Origin of the sequence: Paenarthrobacter nicotinovorans, assembly GCF_021919345.1 — a bacterium.
Lineage (GTDB): Bacteria > Actinomycetota > Actinomycetes > Actinomycetales > Micrococcaceae > Arthrobacter > Arthrobacter nicotinovorans.
This window is the reverse complement of the sequence record NZ_CP089293.1, coordinates 2,473,037-2,489,239: the sequence shown is the minus strand read 5'-3', so window position 1 is coordinate 2,489,239 and position 16,203 is coordinate 2,473,037. Positions and strand designations below refer to the sequence as shown.

Below are 16,203 nucleotides of genomic sequence, written 5' to 3'. Positions count from 1 at the left end.
ACTGCACTGTTCCTCCACAGCGCTGATTCCGGCAGGTTTACGCACATAGCCTCCTAAGCCCCTGCCGCTCACCCCCTCCAGCCGGAAGGCTGGACAGCGGAGGTGATGGTCATGAGAGCAAAAGACCGGCTTGGCCAAAATGGCGAGGCATTGGCTGCGGATTTCCTGACGGATCAGGGGATGCGGATCATTGATCGCAATTGGCGGTGTGCGGAGGGTGAGATAGACATCGTCGCGATCGACGGTGACACCCTGGTGGTTGCCGAGGTCAAAACCCGGAGCAGCCTGGACTACGGGCACCCCTTCGAGGCTGTTGGAGCGGCAAAGCTCGCCCGTTTACACCGGCTCCTTTCCTGTTGGTGCCGGACCCACGAGTTCAAAGCGTCGCGTCAGCGTGTCGATGTCGTCTCGGTGGTGGACGGCGGCGTCGGTGATCCTGTGCTTGAGCACCTGCGGGGTGTCGGCTAGGTGGGGGTGGGCCGCAGCTACTGTGTTGCCCTTGTGGGCCTGAACGGTTACATCGTGGAAGTGGAGGCCGACATTGGGCAGACGCTTCCGAACTTTGTGATCCTGGGGCTCCCTGACGCCGCCTTGAACGAGGCCAAGGAACGTATCCGATCAGCCGCGCAGAACTCCGGAATACCTTTGAGCCGCCGGAAGATCACGGCCAACCTGATCCCAGCGTCACTGCCTAAACGGGGATCGGGCTTCGACCTCGCCATCACAATGGCAGTGCTTCGTGCTGCCGAGGACATCCGTTCCATCGATGGAACAGTCTTTATCGCCGAGCTTGGCCTGGACGGCAGGCTGAGGCCGGTCCGGGGAATGCTGCCCGCCGTCATGGCTGCCGTGCAAGCCGGGTATCCGGACATCGTGGTGGCGGAGGCGAATGTTGCCGAGGCTGCCTTGGTGCCCGGCGCGAACGTCCGAGGCTATAAGACGCTGGCACGGCTCGCCTATGATTTTGGCGCAGACCCGAAGGACCTCGCCCTGGACTACGATCCCATGGACGAGGATGTCCCGGAGATTGACGCCGTTGAAGTGCCGGTGGCGCCGGACCTTTGCGACGTTTCGGGGCAGGAAGAAGCCCGGCAAGCGTTGGAAGTCGCTGCTGCCGGCGGACACCATATGCTGCTGACGGGGCCGCCGGGAGCCGGAAAGACCATGTTGGCCGAGAGGTTGCCTGGTTTACTTCCGGATTTGGCAGAGACAGCAGCAATGGAAGTGACGGCCATCCATTCCTTGGCAGCCGTCCAGGCATCCGCCGTGCGGCTCATTCACAGGCCGCCTTTTGAGAATCCCCACCACAGCGCCACTGCTGCGGCGATCATCGGCGGCGGCTCGGGACTTCCCCGGCCGGGCGCGGCATCGCGGGCGCATCGGGGAGTGCTGTTCCTGGACGAGGCTCCCGAGTACGAGCGACGGGTCCTGGATGCCCTTCGCCAGCCCCTTGAGAGCGGTGAGCTTGTCATCCACCGGTCGGCTGGCACAGCGGCGTACCCCGCGCGCTTCCAGCTCATTCTGGCGGCGAATCCCTGCCCCTGTGGCAAAGCAACCGGCAAAGGCCTGGACTGCACGTGCACGGCGATGATGCGGCGTCGCTACATCGGCAGAATGTCCGGCCCGTTGCTGGACCGCGTTGACATTCAACTGAACGTGGAACGGGTGTCCTTGGCGGATTTCGGCCATGCCGGGCAGGAGGAGGACACACGAACCGTAGCGGAACGGGTGCTGGCGGCCAGGGAGCGGCAGTTGATGCGCCTGAAGAACACCGGGCTCGAAACCAACTCCCAAGTTCCGGGAAGAATCCTGCGAGGACAGCTGCGGTTGCCTCCGGGAACCACGAGGATCCTGGACACCGCACTCGAGCGGGGAGTGCTGACCGCTCGCGGCTACGATCGCGTCCTTCGCCTCGCGTGGACACTCGCTGACTTGGACCGCAGCGAGCGACCGGATGCTGACCATATTGGGCAAGCGCTCGGCCTGAGGCAGGCCGCGGCGGCGACATGAGCGAACGACACGAACGCAATGAACGGAAAACGGCAGGAGTGGCAGGAATGAGCGTGCACGACAAAGAACGGGTAGCCCGGGCCGCGTTGGCCCGGCTGATGGAGCCGCAGGACTCAGTGGGATTGGCCCTGGTGCAGGTGGTCGGCGCTGTGGATGCGTTGGGGGTTGCCACGGGGGAGCTCGGGACCGGTCCTGGTATGGAGCAGGAGATTTCTGCGGTCCTCCGCGACGGGGGCGGACCCGCAACATGGGCAGGTATGCAGGATAGCCTCAGGCGCTGGGCTCCGCGTGTTGCTGACCTGGCCCCTGACCGGGACCTGGAGACCATGCGGCGGTTGGGTGGCCGGTTGATTGTTCCCGGAGATGATTTGTGGCCGGCACAACTTTCGGATCTGGGCCTTCAGGAACCGCTGTGCCTGTGGTGGAGGGGGCACGAACAGGCGTTGCCGTCGGCAGGTCGGGCCATTGCGCTTGTGGGTTCAAGGGACAGTACAAGCTACGGCGCGTCCGTCACGGGCGACTTCGCCTTCGGGCTTGCCCAGCGGGGCTTCAGTGTGGTCTCAGGCGGCGCCTACGGCATCGACGCGCACGCGCACCGCGGAGCACTCAATGGAGGCGTAGCCGGGCTTCCTACCATCGCCGTGATGGCAGGGGGAGTAGACCGCTTTTATCCCTCCGGCAACGAGGATCTCCTTCGGGCGGTGGCCGCGCAGGGAGCGGTGATCTCCGAAGTTCCTCCGGGGTCCGCGCCCACGCGTTACAGATTCCTGCAAAGAAACCGCCTCATTGCAGCCTTGTCCTCGGTCACTGTTGTGGTGGAGGCGCGTTGGCGCTCCGGCGCCCTGAATACCGCCCATCACGCCGAGTCGATAGGCCGGGTCGTGGCTGCGGTTCCAGGATCCGTTCACAGCGCCAATTCCGCCGGTTGCCACCGCCTGCTCAGGGACGGGGGAGCCGTTTGCGTCACGGATGTCGGTGAGGTCGCTGAGCTTGCGGGGGCCATCGGTGCATCCGGCGCCCAGGACGAGGGGAACCAGCAATACCAAGAACGCGGCGCAAACCAGGAATCCAGCGCCGCGGTGCACGATGGATTGTCCCTGGAGGATTTGATTCTCCTGGACGCATTGCCCCTTCGATCCACCAGCTCGGTGGAGAAGCTCACGGTGGTGGCAGGTTTGAGTCCGGAGTCCGTTCGCGCTGGACTCGGCCGGCTGGGGCTGCTGGGACTGGCAGTCTCGGACCGGGGCGCCTGGAAGCGTGGAAAGAATGCCTGACCCTCCCGCGAAAAGCATGTTGGTGCGGGCGCTGGGGGACGACTGCTGGCACAGTTGGAAAGATGGACGGACAATCACTACCTACAGCGCTGGCCGGCGCCGTCGAGGGCTTCCGGCGCTACTTGGAGGGGGAACGGGCGCGGTCCACCCATACCGTTCGTGCCTATATCGCGGACGTCGAGAGCCTGCTGGGTTTTGCTGTGCGGGAGGGGGTTGAAGAACTCCCGCAATTGGAGCTCGGATCGCTTCGGCGTTGGCTCGGCGCGCAGAGCGAAGCGGGGATGTCCCGGGCCACCTTGGCCAGACGCGCAGCAACTGCCCGGGCTTTCACCGGCTGGGCACTCCGGGAAGAACTGATCCCAACAGACCCGGCAATACGTCTGCAAGCGCCCAAACGCAGCAAGTCACTTCCCGGGGTCCTTCAGCAACAGCAGGTCACCCGCATGGTGGAGGACCTGAACATCGCTGCGGAGGATGGCGGCCCGATGGCCATCCGCAACCGGGCAATGGTTGAGCTTCTCTATGCCACAGGAGTCCGGGTCGGCGAGCTTGCCGGACTGGACATCGATGACCTGGATCCGGACCGAAGGACCCTGCGCGTGCTGGGCAAGGGAAACAAAGAACGCACGGTGCCGTTCGGGGTCCCGGCTGCCGTGGCTGTGGACGACTGGCTCAGGCGTGGCCGCCCGGCCGTCGTGACCGCAGGCAGCGGCCCCGCCTTGTTTCTGGGTGTCAGGGGCAACCGCGTGGATCCGCGACAGATCCGCGCCGTGGTGAGCGATCTGCTGAATGCCTTGGGCGATACCTCAGCCACCGGACCACATGCGCTAAGGCACAGTGCGGCTACGCATCTGCTGGACGGCGGGGCAGACCTTCGCGCAGTCCAGGAGATCCTCGGTCACAGCAGCCTCGCCACTACCCAGATCTACACCCACGTTTCCGTTGACCGGCTCCGCAATAGCTATCAACAGGCGCACCCACGGGCTTGATCATGACCCTTACAACCCCCGCACTGGCGGAAACCGGCAGCGTACGGCAAAATGAAAGCACCATGGGGAAACCTTCAATGCACGCTTGAGGGTTACTTCTGTGCCAAGATCGTCAAAAGGACTACACAACTGAATAGCCTGTCAGGGCCATCATGAGATTCATGACATCCGGCAGCACAGGCAGACCATCCAGGCAGAGGTCGTTGGGGAAGACGTACCTACAGCTATGGAGGATGGAATGTCTGTTGCAATAACCCGCGGTGTCCTGTTCGTGCACTCGGCCCCTACGGCGCTTTGCCCGCACGTCGAGTGGGCCATTGGATCGGTCGTGGATAAGCGGACCGATCTTGAGTGGACCCCTCAACCCGCCGCGCCCGGAATGTTCAGGGCCGAGCTTTCGTGGACGGGCGCCCCTGGAACCGGTGCCCAGTTGGCGTCGGCCTTGAGGGGCTGGGCCCACTTGCGCTACGAAGTTACCGAAGAACCAAGCCAGGGGGTGGATGGCGCCCGTTGGTCCCATACCCCTGAACTCGGTATTTTCCACGCCGTCACGGACGTGCACGGAAACATCATGGTGACCGAGGACCGCATCCGCTATGCCTATGAGTCCGGCGCCGGGGATCCCTCAGCGGTCTACCACGAGCTGTCATTGGCCCTTGGCGAGGCGTGGGACGAAGAACTCGAGCCGTTCCGCCACGCCGCAGAAGGTGCTCCGGTGCGCTGGCTGCACCAGGTCGGCTGACAGCGACCCACGACAAATACCCCATAGCAATGAAGAGGGCCCCACCGACTGGTGGGGCCCTCTTCATGTCGCACGTTGCGGCAGCTGCAGATCCTGCTTAGACGTTGCGTACCGCGATGACTGCGTTGTGTCCGCCGAAACCGAAGGAGTTGCTCAGCGCGACGATATCGCCGGCGGGCAGGTCCCTGACGGAAGTTACGACGTCGAGCGGGATCTCCGGATCCTGGTTCTCGAGGTTGATGGTGACCGGTGCCTTGCGCTCGTAGACGGCCAGGACCGTCAGAACGGCTTCAACGGCGCCTGAAGCACCCAGGAGGTGTCCCATCTGGGACTTGGTGGCGGAGACCGCTACGTTGTCCACGTGGGTCCCCAGGGCGGCACGGAGGGCCGTGTACTCGGGCTTGTCACCAACGGGGGTGGACGTAGCGTGTGCGTTGACGTGCACCACGTCCTCAGCCTGGATCCGGCCGTCGAACATGGCAGCCTTCAGCGCCCTGGTGGCACCCAGGCCTTCGGGGTCCGGTGCTGTGATGTGGTAGGCATCCGCGGTCACCGATGTGCCGGCAAGCTCGGCGTAGATGCGCGCACCACGGGCGATCGCGTGCTCCTCGGCTTCAAGGACAAGGGCACCGGCGCCTTCACCCATGACAAAGCCGTCGCGGTCGATGTCGTACGGGCGGGATGCGCGTTCCGGCTCATCGTTGCGGCGGGAGAGGGCCTGCATCGAGGAGAACGCTGCCAGGGGCATCGGGTGGATTGCTGCTTCCGCGCCACCACACACCACAACGTCAGCCTTGCCGGACCGGATAAGGTCCAGTCCCAGGTGAAGTGCTTCGGTGCCGGACGCACAGGCAGAAACCGGCGTATGCGCTCCGGCACGTGCGCCGAGGTCGAGGCTGACCGCGGCAGCAACGCCATTGGGCATGAGCATGGGAACCGTCATGGGCAGGACCCTGCGGGGGCCTTTGTCCCTGAGGGTGTCCCACGCATCCAGGAGGGTCCAGACGCCGCCAATGCCGGTGGCGAAGGCCACAGCCAGCCGGTCGTGGTCGATGTCCTCAATCCCGGAGTCGGCCCAGGCCTCGCGGGCGGCGATGACGCCAAATTGCGTGGACGGGTCCATGCGCTTGGCCTCAACGCGGCTCAGTACCTCCAGTGCCGGGGTGGAGCACCGGGCAGCAAAGTGGACGGGGAGGTCGTACTTGGCCACCCACTCGTCGTCGAGCGTGTGGGCGCCGGAGACGCCTTTCAGCGCGTTCTGCCACATTGTGGGTACGTCGCCGCCGATGGGAGTGGTGGCCCCCAGACCGGTTATGACTACTTTGCGTGCCATGCGATCACTCTCTGTCGGATCAGCCATCCCGCCTGCAGGGTTCACAGGGGTAGGCAGGAAAATCTTTGGGCGTTATTGCGGCTGTGCCGGGCGCAGGGACTAGCGCCCTGGCCCGGCACAGCTGGTGTCAGGACTAGGCCTGTGCGTTGGCGATGAAGCTGACGGCGTCGCCGACGGTCTTGAGGTTCTTGACCTCTTCGTCGGGGATGCGGACGCCGAACTTCTCTTCAGCGTTGACAACGATGGTCATCATCGAGATGGAGTCGATGTCCAGGTCCTCGGTGAAGGACTTGTCGAGCTCTACGGCTTCGGTGGCGAGGCCCGTCTCTTCGTTGACGATTTCAGCCAGGCCGGCCAGGATCTCTTCGTTGCTAGCCATTGTTGGCTCCTTTTCTTGTTGTACCGGCTGCTGCCGGAAAGGGGGCAAACCGCGGTTACGGTTTGGGTTTTCAAGTCATATTCAGTTGGCTGGAGGCCACCGGGGCCGGTCCAGGTCTATGGCAGGACGACAACCTGGGCGCCGAAGACCAAGCCCGCGCCGAAGCCGATCTGCAGGGCAAGGCCGCCGCTCAGGCCAGGGTTCTCCTGGAGCAAGCGATGGGTTGCGAGAGGGATGGAGGCCGCAGACGTGTTTCCGGCCTGCGCAATATCGCGGCCGATCACAACAGACTCGGGAAGCTTCAGCTTCTTCACCATCTCGTCGATGATGCGCATGTTCGCCTGGTGGGGAACGAACGCAGCGAGGTCACTGGCTTCGATACCGGCAGCATCCAACGCCTGCTGGGCCACCTTGGCCATCTCCCAGACCGCCCAACGGAAGACGGTCTGGCCGTCCTGGCGCAGGGTCGGCCAAACATCCTGTGTTGCGGAAAGGATGGCGGGGTCGTCAATTTCGTCGGAATGCCTGGCGGATTCGCCAAGCTTCTTGACGTCTTCCAGCGAGTGGGTCATGCCGATTGCATCCCACTTGCTGCCGTCGGAGCCCCACACGGACGGGCCGATGCCCGGCGTGTCAGACGGACCCACTACGACTGCGCCTGCTCCATCGCCCAAGAGGAAGGAGATGGTGCGCTCGTGGTTGTCGATGACGTCCGAGAGCTTCTCAGCACCGACTACCAGGACGTACTCGGCTGCGCCGGAGCGGACCAGCGCATCAGCCTGGGCCACGCCGTAGCAGTACCCTGCGCAAGCGGCGGAGATGTCAAAGGCCGGTGCCGGCGTCGCGCCGAGGCGTTCTGTGAGTGCAGCGGCGGCGGATGGCGTCGCGTAGGGGTGCGTGACGGTGGAGACGATCACGGCACCCAGCTGGGACGGTTCGATGCCGGCCTGTTGGATGGCCTCCCTCGCCGCGCCTTCGGCCATGTCGATGACGCTCACATCGGCGGCTGCGCGGTGGCGGGTGATGATGCCGGTCCGCTGGCGGATCCATTCATCCGAGGAATCGATCCACTGGCAGACGTCCTCATTGGTGACGATGACGTCCGGGCGGTAGGCCCCGATGCCGAGAATACGCGCATTCTCGTTGACGGTGGCTTTCTTCAGTACCGGCGTGCTCATGCCTGTCCCTCCAGTTCAGCAAAGAGTGCGAGTGCCGCAGACAGGTCATCCGGGGTTTTGACTGCAACAGTCTTCACGCCGGGCATGCCGCGTTTTGCCAGACCCGCAAGGGTTCCGGCGGGAGCAAGTTCGATGACGCCGGTGACGCCGCGCGCCACCAATGTCTCCATGCACAGGTCCCAACGGACGGGCCGGGAAACCTGGGCGATCAAGCTGTCGACGGCGGCAGGGCCGTCGGTGACTTCCTTGCCGTCGTAGTTGGACAACAGCGGGACTGTCGGTTTTTGGGGCGACAGTGACGGCTTAAGCGCTTCCAGTGCACTGACTGCAGGGGCCATATGGGAGGTGTGGAATGCGCCCGCAACCTTGAGCGGAATGACACGTGCCTTTGCCGGCGGGTTCTCTGCAAGGGCCTTGAGCTGTTCGAAGGTACCCGCGGCGACGGTCTGGCCGGCACCGTTGACGTTGGCCGGCGTTGCGCCGGCAGCTTCGATGGCTGCCAGGACCTCAGCTGGGTCGCCGCCAACCACGGCGCTCATTCCGGTGGGCGTGACGGCAGCCGCTGCTGCCATGCTGTTTGCACGCTCGCGTACGAAGGTCATGGCCTCGGACTCGGTGAGGACGCCGGCAAGGGCGGAGGCGGTGATCTCGCCGACGGAGTGGCCGGCGAGGATAACGGGAAGGGTGCTCAGCTCAACGTCGAACAGGGACTTCGCGGCCACAAGGCCGGCAGCAACAATCAGGGGCTGCGCAACCGCAGTGTCCTTGATGGTCTCTTCGTCCGAGGTGGTGCCGTGGGCCTTGAGGTCAATGCCTGCGATCTCGCTCAGGGCGGCCAGTTGGCCTTCGACGGAGGGGAGTTCCAGCCAAGGGGCCAAAAATCCGGGGGTCTGGGAGCCCTGTCCAGGGCAGACGATTGCAAGCACGTATCCAGCTTTCCAAATTGCCACGTGATCCACTGGTGTTTTGGTACACCAAGCTCACTGGGTCAGTTTGTAGGAAGTCTACAACGGTTCAGCTCTGCGAACGTGACGCATGACGTTCCGGAACGGCTTTCGGCGGAGCCGAAAGGCGGCCAACCACCAGGGCGGTTTGCAGAACAAACGCCTCCCGCGGAAGGAGGGGATCCCAGCCTGTCACGTCGCAGACACGCTTCAAACGGTAGCGCACCGTATTGGCATGGACGAACAGTTCCCGGGCCGTAGCCTCCAGTGAATGACCCAGTTCAAGGTAGGTTCCCAAGGTCTCCACGAGGCCGTTTGAGGCGGCCAGGAGCGGCCTGTAGATGTTCTTGATCAACGATCGCCTGGCGGCGTCATCGCCCGAGACCACGCGCTCCGGTAGCAGATCGTCTGCTGCGACGGGGCGGGGCGCCGAGGGCCACGCACGGGCGGCCGTGAGGCCGGCGAAGGCGGCCTGGGCGGAACTGCTCGCTTCCAGCAAAGATCCGGCCTCCGGACCGTAAACCACGGCACCGGGGGCAAAGAGTTCACTGAGTTTGAGGTAAGCGGTGTCCCGGTCCTGGACGCCACCAAGGATCAGGATGAGCCGGTCGCCCTGGATTCCCACCAGCGCATCCTCGGCAAATCGCCCGGCAGTACGGCGCAGTTCGCTGACGTAGCTTGCACTGGGTTCCGACGGAGAGTTGCCCACCATCACGGTGAAGCGTTCCTGTGCTTTCCAGCCCAGCGCCGCGATCCGTGACCGCAAGGCATCTGTATTTTCCCCACGGAGGATGGCATCCACGATCAGCGCTTCCAGCCTGGTGTCCCACGACCCGCGGGACTCGGCGGCACGTGCGTAAACATCGGCAGCGGCAAATGCGACCTCGCGCGAATAGCGCAGGACGGCTTCGCGCAACGACGGCTGGTCGGACTCCGGGGCGATCACCGGTACCTGGTCCTCCACCACTTCCACCACGATGCGGATCAGCTGCAGGGCCTTTTGGAGGCTGATTGAGCGGGTGAGCTCGGTGGGGGCATTGCCGAAGACGTCCGTGAGGATCCAGGACGGTGAACTGGGGCGCTCATACCAGGTCACGAACGCCGCGATGCCGTTTTGTGCCACGAGGCCGAGCGCCGATCGTTCATCGGAGCTCAGGCGGCTGTACCAGGGGAGCGATTTCTCCAGTTGGCGCATGGTGCTGGTGGACAGTTGCCCTACGTTCGCGCGGAGCTGCCGGAGAGTTTCCGCCTTTTCCGGCGACAATGCCGGGGTTGCTGCCTTGCGCTTTGACGTTGTTTTGGTGGGCTCTGCCATGGAATGAGCATACGGCCCAGCCCGGGGAACCTCCATTTGTGCGAAGGCTACAACTAGCCTTGTTGCCCGTCACGTCCCGTCGAGCGCCTGCGTACAGCTTTAAACGCCCGACGGCGGCCCCCACCTTTTGGTGAGGACCGCCGTCGCGGATGGTGCTGGTGACGCGTGACGTCCCGGAAGAAGCCTAGGCGTCGCCGCCTGCTCCGCCGGTGGTGCCGGCGTTGACATCCAGGAGCCGGTACTTCTCGATCGCCTTTTCCAGTGCGCATTCTTCAACCTCGCCCTTGGCGGCGAGGAGTTGGAGGGTTTTGGCGACGATGGAGTGGGTGTCGTTTTTGAAGTAGCGGCGTGCGGCTTGGCGGGTGTCGGAGAAGCCGAAGCCGTCTGCTCCGAGGGAGGCGAAGTCGTTGGGGATGAATTGTCGGATTTGGTCGGGGACGGCTTTCATGTAGTCGGAGACTGCGATGACTGGTCCGGTGTGGCCGTGGAGTTGTTCGGTGATGAAGGGTGTGCGGGTGGGTTGGCCGGGGTTGAGGAAGGCGTGTTCTTCGGCGTCGAGTCCGTCGCGTCGGAGTTCGTTCCAGGAGGTCACGGACCAGACGGTCGCGGCGACGCCCCAGTCGTCGTTGAGGATTTTTTGGGCTTCGAGGGCCCAAGGGACGGACACGCCGGAGGCGAGGATGTTCGCGGTGGGGCGGTTTCCGTTTCCGGTGGTGGCCTCGGGGGCGTCGGCGAGTTGGTAGATGCCTTTGAGGAGCCCGTTGGTGTCGAGGTTTTCGGGTTCGGCGGGTTGGGTGATGGGCTCGTTGTAGACGGTGAGGTAGTACATGACGTTTTTATCGTCACTGGCCTCGCCGTACATTTGTTCGAGGCCGTGGCGGATGATGTGGCCGATTTCGTAGCCGTAGGCGGGGTCGTAGGTGCGGACGGCGGGGTTGGTGGAGGCCAGGATGGGGGAGTGCCCGTCGGCGTGTTGGAGTCCTTCGCCGGTGAGGGTGGTTCGTCCTGCGGTCGCGCCGATGATGAAGCCGCGGGTCATTTGGTCCGCGGCGGCCCAGAAGGAATCTCCGGTGCGTTGGAAGCCGAACATGGAGTAGAACACGTAGATCGGGACCAGGGGTTCGCCGTGGGTGGCGTAGGCGGTGCCGGCGGCGGTGAATGCTGCGACGGCGCCGGCTTCGTTGATGCCGGGGTGGATCAGTTGGCCTGCGGGTGATTCTTTGTAGGCCAGGACGAGGTCGCGGTCCACGGAGAGGTAGTTCTGGCCTTTGGGGTTGTAGATTTTCGCGGTCGGGAAGAACGCGTCCATGCCGAAGGTGCGGGATTCGTCCGGGACGACGGGCACGAACCGGGCGCCGAAGTTTTTGTCGCGCATGAGGTCTTTGAGGAGCCGGACGAAGGCCATGGTGGTCGCGGCTTGTTGTTTGCCGGATCCGCGTTTGGCGACGTCGTAGGATTTGGCTTCGGGCAGGGTGACCGGGGTGTGGGTGCGGCGCCGTTCGGGCACGAACCCGCCGAGTTCGGCGCGGCGGTCCATGAGGTATTTGATTTCCGGGGCGTCCATGCCGGGGTGGTAGTACGGGGGCCGGTAAAGGTCGGCGTCGAGCTGGTCATCGCTGATCGGGATGCGCAGGTGGTCACGGAAGGCTTTGAGGTCTTCCATGGTCAGTTTCTTCATTTGGTGGGTCGCGTTGCGGCCCTCGAAGTGCGGGCCCAGGCCGTAGCCCTTGACCGTTTTGGCCAGGATCACGGTGGGTTTGCCCTTGAACTCGGTCGCTGCCTTGTACGCGGCGTAGACCTTGCGGTAGTCGTGACCGCCGCGTTTGAGGCCCCAGATCTGCTCATCGTCCAGGTCCGCGACCATGTCCTTGGTCTGCGGGGACTTACCGAAGAAGTGCTCACGGACGAACCCGCCGGACTCGGCCTTGTAGGTCTGGTAGTCACCATCGGGGGTTTCGTTCATGATTTTCACCAACGCCCCGTCCTTGTCCGCTTCCAGCAGGGAGTCCCATTCCCGGCCCCAGACGACCTTGATCACGTTCCAGCCCGCACCGCGGAAGAACGCTTCGAGTTCCTGCATGATCTTGCCGTTGCCACGCACCGGCCCGTCCAGGCGCTGGAGGTTGCAGTTGATCACGAAGTTCAGGTTGTCCAGGTTCTCGTTCGCTGCCAGCTGCAGCAGACCACGGGACTCGGGCTCGTCCATTTCCCCGTCACCAAGGAACGCCCAGACCTGCTGGTCCGAGGTGTCCTTGATCCCACGGTTCTGCAGGTACCGGTTGGACTGGGCCTGGTAAATCGCGTTCATCGGGCCGATACCCATCGACACGGTCGGGAATTCCCAGAAATCAGGCATCAACCGCGGGTGCGGGTACGAGGACAACGCGTGCCCGGCCTTGGACTTCTCCTGACGGAACCCGTCCAGGTCCTCCTCGCTCAACCGGCCTTCCATGAACGCCCTGGCGTACATCCCCGGAGAGGCGTGACCCTGGAAAAACACCTGGTCCCCGCCACTGGGGTGGTCCTTGCCGCGGAAGAAATGGTTGAACCCCACCTCATACAACGTCGCAGCACCGGCATAAGTGGAAATATGCCCACCCACACCAATATCCGAGCGCTGCGCACGATGGACCATCACCGCGGCGTTCCACCGCATATACGCCCGATACCGGCGCTCGAACTCCTCGTTCCCCGGGAACGGCGCTTCCTGATCCACCGGGATCGTGTTCACATAATCAGTGGTCGTCACCATCGGCACACCCACCGACCGGGCACCAGCACGCTGCAACAACGAACGCATAATGTACTGAGCCCGCTCGGTACCCTGCTCAGCGATCAACGCATCAAGGGACTCAATCCACTCCGCGGTCTCTTCCGGATCACGATCAGGCAGCTGGGCAGTCAACCCGCTGAGGATGTGTGAGGTCTCTTCTCCTGCAGCCACGTCCAACCTTCCTTTAGGCGCATGCATCGGCGCCTCAGGTCTGGCAGGGTGACTGCCCGTCGTGAACGCGTCGTGTGCGACATCTCGGTTTCAACAGCCCGGTCGGATGCGCCGGGCAGGTCTTGTGAGCGCTTGGCTGCCCAGTAGAATTCTGCGGGGCGATCGCCCTGCAGCCAGAGCGCTCATGGCCACTCTAGCTTTCGCGGCGCTGCTATGCGTAGCCGCAGCCCCCGCAGGGCGTTGTATGTCACATCTGAACGGCTTCCGTGACGTAAAGCACGCATGTGCCACGGGCCCGAAACACCCCAGGTGGTGCGGAATGTGCCCCGGTGCAGGGAGAATGGCTTGAAGCAGGCGCCCAAAGGGTGTTGGCTGTTAGTAATGGAAGTCACTTCAAAAGGAGGAAACGTGAGCGAGGCCGACGCCGCCACATCGGTAAATGTGGCGGAACGAATGGGTTTCAAAGATGGGGATCTGATTCAGGAGCGCGGCTACGACGATGACGTCGACTTCGACTTGCGTGATGATATTGAAGATGTCACCGGCTCGGAATTGCTCGATGAAGACGATCATGACGTCGTTGATGCGGTCATCTTCTGGTGGCGCGACGGCGACGGTGACCTCGTTGACGGGCTCATGGATTCGCTCACTACGCTGAAGGAAGGCGGAGTTGTCTGGGTACTGACGCCCAAGTCAGGAAGGGATAACTACGTGTCTCCGGCCGACATCCAGGACGCAGCCCCTACTTCGGGACTTCACCTGACTACCTCCGCCGGGGTATCCAAAGACTGGAGCGCCACACGGCTGGTGCCCAAGAAGAACAAATGACGGAAGTCCAGCAGGCACCTGCTGCGGTCCAGGGCCCCCGTACAGGTGAGCCTGCACCTGATTTCGAACTTCTGAACCAATACGGTGAGCCTGTCCGGTTGTCGGACTATCGCGGCCGAAACGTCGTCGTTGTCTTTTTCCCTTTTGCCTTCTCAGGCATCTGCACCGGCGAGTTGTGTGAGATCCGCGACAACATTGCGCAGTTCAACGACGCTGATGCAACAGTGCTGGCAATCTCCGTCGACAGCAAATTCGCTCAACGGGCCTACGCCGAACATGAGGGCTTCGAGTTCGATCTCCTGGCGGACTTCTGGCCGCATGGAGCTGTTGCCCGGGATTACGGAGTCTTCGATGAAGCCAGCGGAATGGCCCTGCGGGGAACCTTCATCATCGATGCGGCGGGCGTTATCCGTTACGTCGTGGTCAATCCGCGGGGCCAGGCGAGGGACTTCAACGAGTACCGGAGGGCCCTATCGGCCATGGTGGAACAACAGCCATGAGCAACCGGGGGCCAGGCGTGGGGATGACGGGGTTCGCCAGCATGGCACCTGCGGCCGCAGTGCAGCTTGAACCCTCGGAGCTGGAAGCCTTGGATCCTGCGGTGCGCGTCCTGCAGGGCCAGCGCCTGGCTGTCCTCACGGGAGCCGGATTGAGTACCGACTCCGGGATACCGGATTACCGGGGGCCGGGTTCTGCGCCACGAAACCCCATGACCTACCAGGAGTTTATTGGGAGCGAGGCGAACAGGAGGCGTTACTGGGCCCGCAACCACATCGGCTGGTCCCACCTCCGGCATGCCGACCCCAATGCCGGCCATGCCGCCGTCGCGCTGATGGAACGGCGAGGCCTCCTGACGGGGCTCATCACCCAGAACGTGGACAGGCTCCACGAGGATGCCGGAAGCGTCAACGTGGTGGATCTGCACGGGCGCTTCGACCAGGTGATCTGTCTTTCCCACGGACACACCTTCAGCAGGCAGCTGATCGCGGCCATCCTGGAAGAGATCAACCCGGGCTTCGTTGAAGCTGCTGTGGAGTCCGGCCTGGTGGAGATGGCGCCGGACGCCGATGCCACGGTGGAAGACCCCGAACTCATCACGTCGTTTGTCATGGCAGTGTGCCCGATCTGCGGCGGAATCCTGAAGCCTGATTTCGTGTACTTCGGGGAGAACGTCCCCAAGGACCGCGTAGCCCGTGCCTACGGCATGGTTGATGACGCGGAAGCTCTGTTGGTTGCAGGCTCGTCGCTGACGGTGCAGAGTGGCCTGAGGTTCGTCCGCCATGCGTCAAAAGCTGGCAAGCCTGTGGTCATCATCAACAGGGGGATCACCCGCGGGGACGAGCTTGCTTCAGTGAAACTTGAGCTGGGCGTCAGCGGTGCATTGGACTACCTTGCGCGGGCTTTGCCTGATCTTCCGGCCGTTCCAGACTCGATTGGTGTTTCCGGCAGTTGATCATGTAGAGTCATTGTTCGTTGGTTGAAGCGCTGAGGAAGTCAGAGGCTGCTGAAACCGCAATATGGGTCTTTAGCTCAGCTGGTAGAGCGCCACGTTTACACCGTGGATGTCATCGGTTCGATCCCGGTAGGACCCACCAGGAAGCCCCGTCACTCACGGCCGCAAGGTTCGAGAGGGCGGGGCTTTTTCGTGCTCAATTCACGTTGTTGTTTCACGCCCGGAGCCTTTGTCCCCTCGGCGCCTTTATCCTCCCTGCGCCTTTGTCCCCTCGGTGCCGTCACTTGGAGTCTGGTGATCTGCCGTCAGTGCCTCCTTCCGCCGGTAGCGACCTCTCATTGTCGTAGCCTCCTCCTACGGTTGACTCCATGGAGCACGTTTACATCCGCACAACCGCCCAAGGCGAGCCGGCCGTCGTCGTGAGAGGAGGCCGGGAGTGGAAGATCGCAGTGGAGCCCGTCCGATGGTTCGAAAGGGTTGCCTGGTGGGAGGTATCGAAGCGGATGCCGCGCGGAACCGGCCGCGTGGATGTTGAGGTCCTGCAGGTCCAGGTGCGCTTGGGGAACAACGCCCGTTCCGCTCTCGCCACGTGGCAACTGGTGCGCGATGGATCAGGAGGGGGCTGGTGCCTTCGGGGTGAGGACGCCGCGGCAGCATAGGGAGCCTGTGCCGGCAATCAGCAGCAGACAGGAAATGGATGAGCTCTCCACCGCGACTATTGGGGGATGCCGCGGTGGAGAGCTCGAAAATGAATATACAGCCAACTTTTGGGTTTGGAAAGCCGGACAGGTCAGCGACTCCTGCTTGCCACTAT

General features: G+C 63.3%; 15 protein-coding genes and 1 tRNA gene. 10 read left to right on the top strand and 6 right to left on the bottom strand.

Going from position 1 to position 16,203, the window contains the following annotated elements; genetic code table 11:
• The first annotated feature begins 102 nt into the window (after positions 1-102).
• The 5 genes from JMY29_RS11620 to JMY29_RS11600 all read left to right on the top strand — a co-directional run bounded on the left by JMY29_RS11620 (position 103) and on the right by JMY29_RS11600 (position 5,015).
• Positions 103-468 carry a YraN family protein gene (locus tag JMY29_RS11620; RefSeq protein WP_181423256.1) on the top strand — a complete coding sequence of 122 codons (366 nt, stop codon included), beginning with the start codon at positions 103-105 and terminating at the stop codon, positions 466-468.
• The gene (locus JMY29_RS11615) at positions 469-2,010 is read left to right on the top strand and encodes a YifB family Mg chelatase-like AAA ATPase (RefSeq protein WP_064723393.1); all 1,542 of its coding nucleotides are present in this window, start codon (positions 469-471) and stop codon (positions 2,008-2,010) included.
• 47 nt (positions 2,011-2,057) lie between these two features.
• Positions 2,058-3,284: a DNA-processing protein DprA gene (dprA, locus tag JMY29_RS11610; RefSeq protein ID WP_189076820.1), complete on the top strand. Its 1,227-nt coding sequence runs from the start codon at positions 2,058-2,060 to the stop codon at positions 3,282-3,284.
• 62 nt (positions 3,285-3,346) lie between these two features.
• Positions 3,347-4,273 (top strand): tyrosine recombinase XerC, encoded by a 927-nt coding sequence (locus tag JMY29_RS11605; RefSeq protein WP_189076821.1) that lies wholly within the window; start codon positions 3,347-3,349, stop codon positions 4,271-4,273.
• Between the two features lie 238 nt (positions 4,274-4,511).
• Entirely contained in the window at positions 4,512-5,015 is a 504-nt protein-coding gene (locus JMY29_RS11600) for a DUF3145 domain-containing protein (RefSeq protein WP_189076822.1), read from the top strand.
• A gap of 97 nt (positions 5,016-5,112) precedes the next feature.
• Here JMY29_RS11600 and JMY29_RS11595 read toward each other — a convergent pair whose 3' ends face one another.
• The 6 genes from JMY29_RS11595 to aceE form a co-directional block, all read right to left on the bottom strand.
• On the bottom strand, positions 5,113-6,348 hold the full coding sequence (locus JMY29_RS11595) for a beta-ketoacyl-[acyl-carrier-protein] synthase family protein (RefSeq protein WP_018776196.1): 1,236 nt from the start codon (positions 6,346-6,348) through the stop codon (positions 5,113-5,115).
• Between the two features lie 133 nt (positions 6,349-6,481).
• The gene (locus JMY29_RS11590) at positions 6,482-6,727 is read right to left on the bottom strand and encodes an acyl carrier protein (RefSeq protein WP_011692310.1); all 246 of its coding nucleotides are present in this window, start codon (positions 6,725-6,727) and stop codon (positions 6,482-6,484) included.
• A 116-nt stretch (positions 6,728-6,843) separates the two neighbouring features.
• Positions 6,844-7,905, bottom strand: coding sequence for a beta-ketoacyl-ACP synthase III (locus JMY29_RS11585; RefSeq protein WP_018776195.1), 1,062 nt, complete (start codon positions 7,903-7,905; stop codon positions 6,844-6,846).
• Entirely contained in the window at positions 7,902-8,831 is a 930-nt protein-coding gene (locus JMY29_RS11580) for an ACP S-malonyltransferase (protein WP_189076823.1), read from the bottom strand. Before JMY29_RS11580 ends, JMY29_RS11585 begins: the two co-directional genes overlap by 4 nt.
• Positions 8,832-8,919: 88 nt before the next feature.
• Positions 8,920-10,164, bottom strand: a complete 1,245-nt coding sequence (locus tag JMY29_RS11575) for a PucR family transcriptional regulator (RefSeq protein ID WP_018776193.1) — start codon at positions 10,162-10,164, stop codon at positions 8,920-8,922.
• A 184-nt stretch (positions 10,165-10,348) separates the two neighbouring features.
• On the bottom strand, positions 10,349-13,135 hold the full coding sequence (aceE, locus tag JMY29_RS11570) for a pyruvate dehydrogenase (acetyl-transferring), homodimeric type (RefSeq protein WP_209783758.1): 2,787 nt from the start codon (positions 13,133-13,135) through the stop codon (positions 10,349-10,351).
• Between the two features lie 381 nt (positions 13,136-13,516).
• On the opposite strand from aceE, the gene JMY29_RS11565 reads away from it, so the two are divergent.
• From JMY29_RS11565 to JMY29_RS11545, 5 genes are all read left to right on the top strand, one after another.
• Positions 13,517-13,936, top strand: coding sequence for a DUF3052 domain-containing protein (locus JMY29_RS11565; RefSeq protein WP_018777877.1), 420 nt, complete (start codon positions 13,517-13,519; stop codon positions 13,934-13,936).
• Positions 13,933-14,436 carry a peroxiredoxin gene (locus JMY29_RS11560; RefSeq protein ID WP_189075459.1) on the top strand — a complete coding sequence of 168 codons (504 nt, stop codon included), beginning with the start codon at positions 13,933-13,935 and terminating at the stop codon, positions 14,434-14,436. Before JMY29_RS11565 ends, JMY29_RS11560 begins: the two co-directional genes overlap by 4 nt.
• Positions 14,433-15,389: an NAD-dependent protein deacetylase gene (locus JMY29_RS11555; protein WP_018777875.1), complete on the top strand. Its 957-nt coding sequence runs from the start codon at positions 14,433-14,435 to the stop codon at positions 15,387-15,389. The genes JMY29_RS11560 and JMY29_RS11555 overlap by 4 nt, the downstream gene beginning before the upstream one ends.
• Before the next feature lie 66 nt (positions 15,390-15,455).
• Positions 15,456-15,531 (top strand) — tRNA-Val (locus JMY29_RS11550).
• A gap of 226 nt (positions 15,532-15,757) precedes the next feature.
• Positions 15,758-16,048: a hypothetical protein gene (locus JMY29_RS11545; protein WP_018777874.1), complete on the top strand. Its 291-nt coding sequence runs from the start codon at positions 15,758-15,760 to the stop codon at positions 16,046-16,048.
• Positions 16,049-16,203 lie beyond the last annotated feature (155 nt).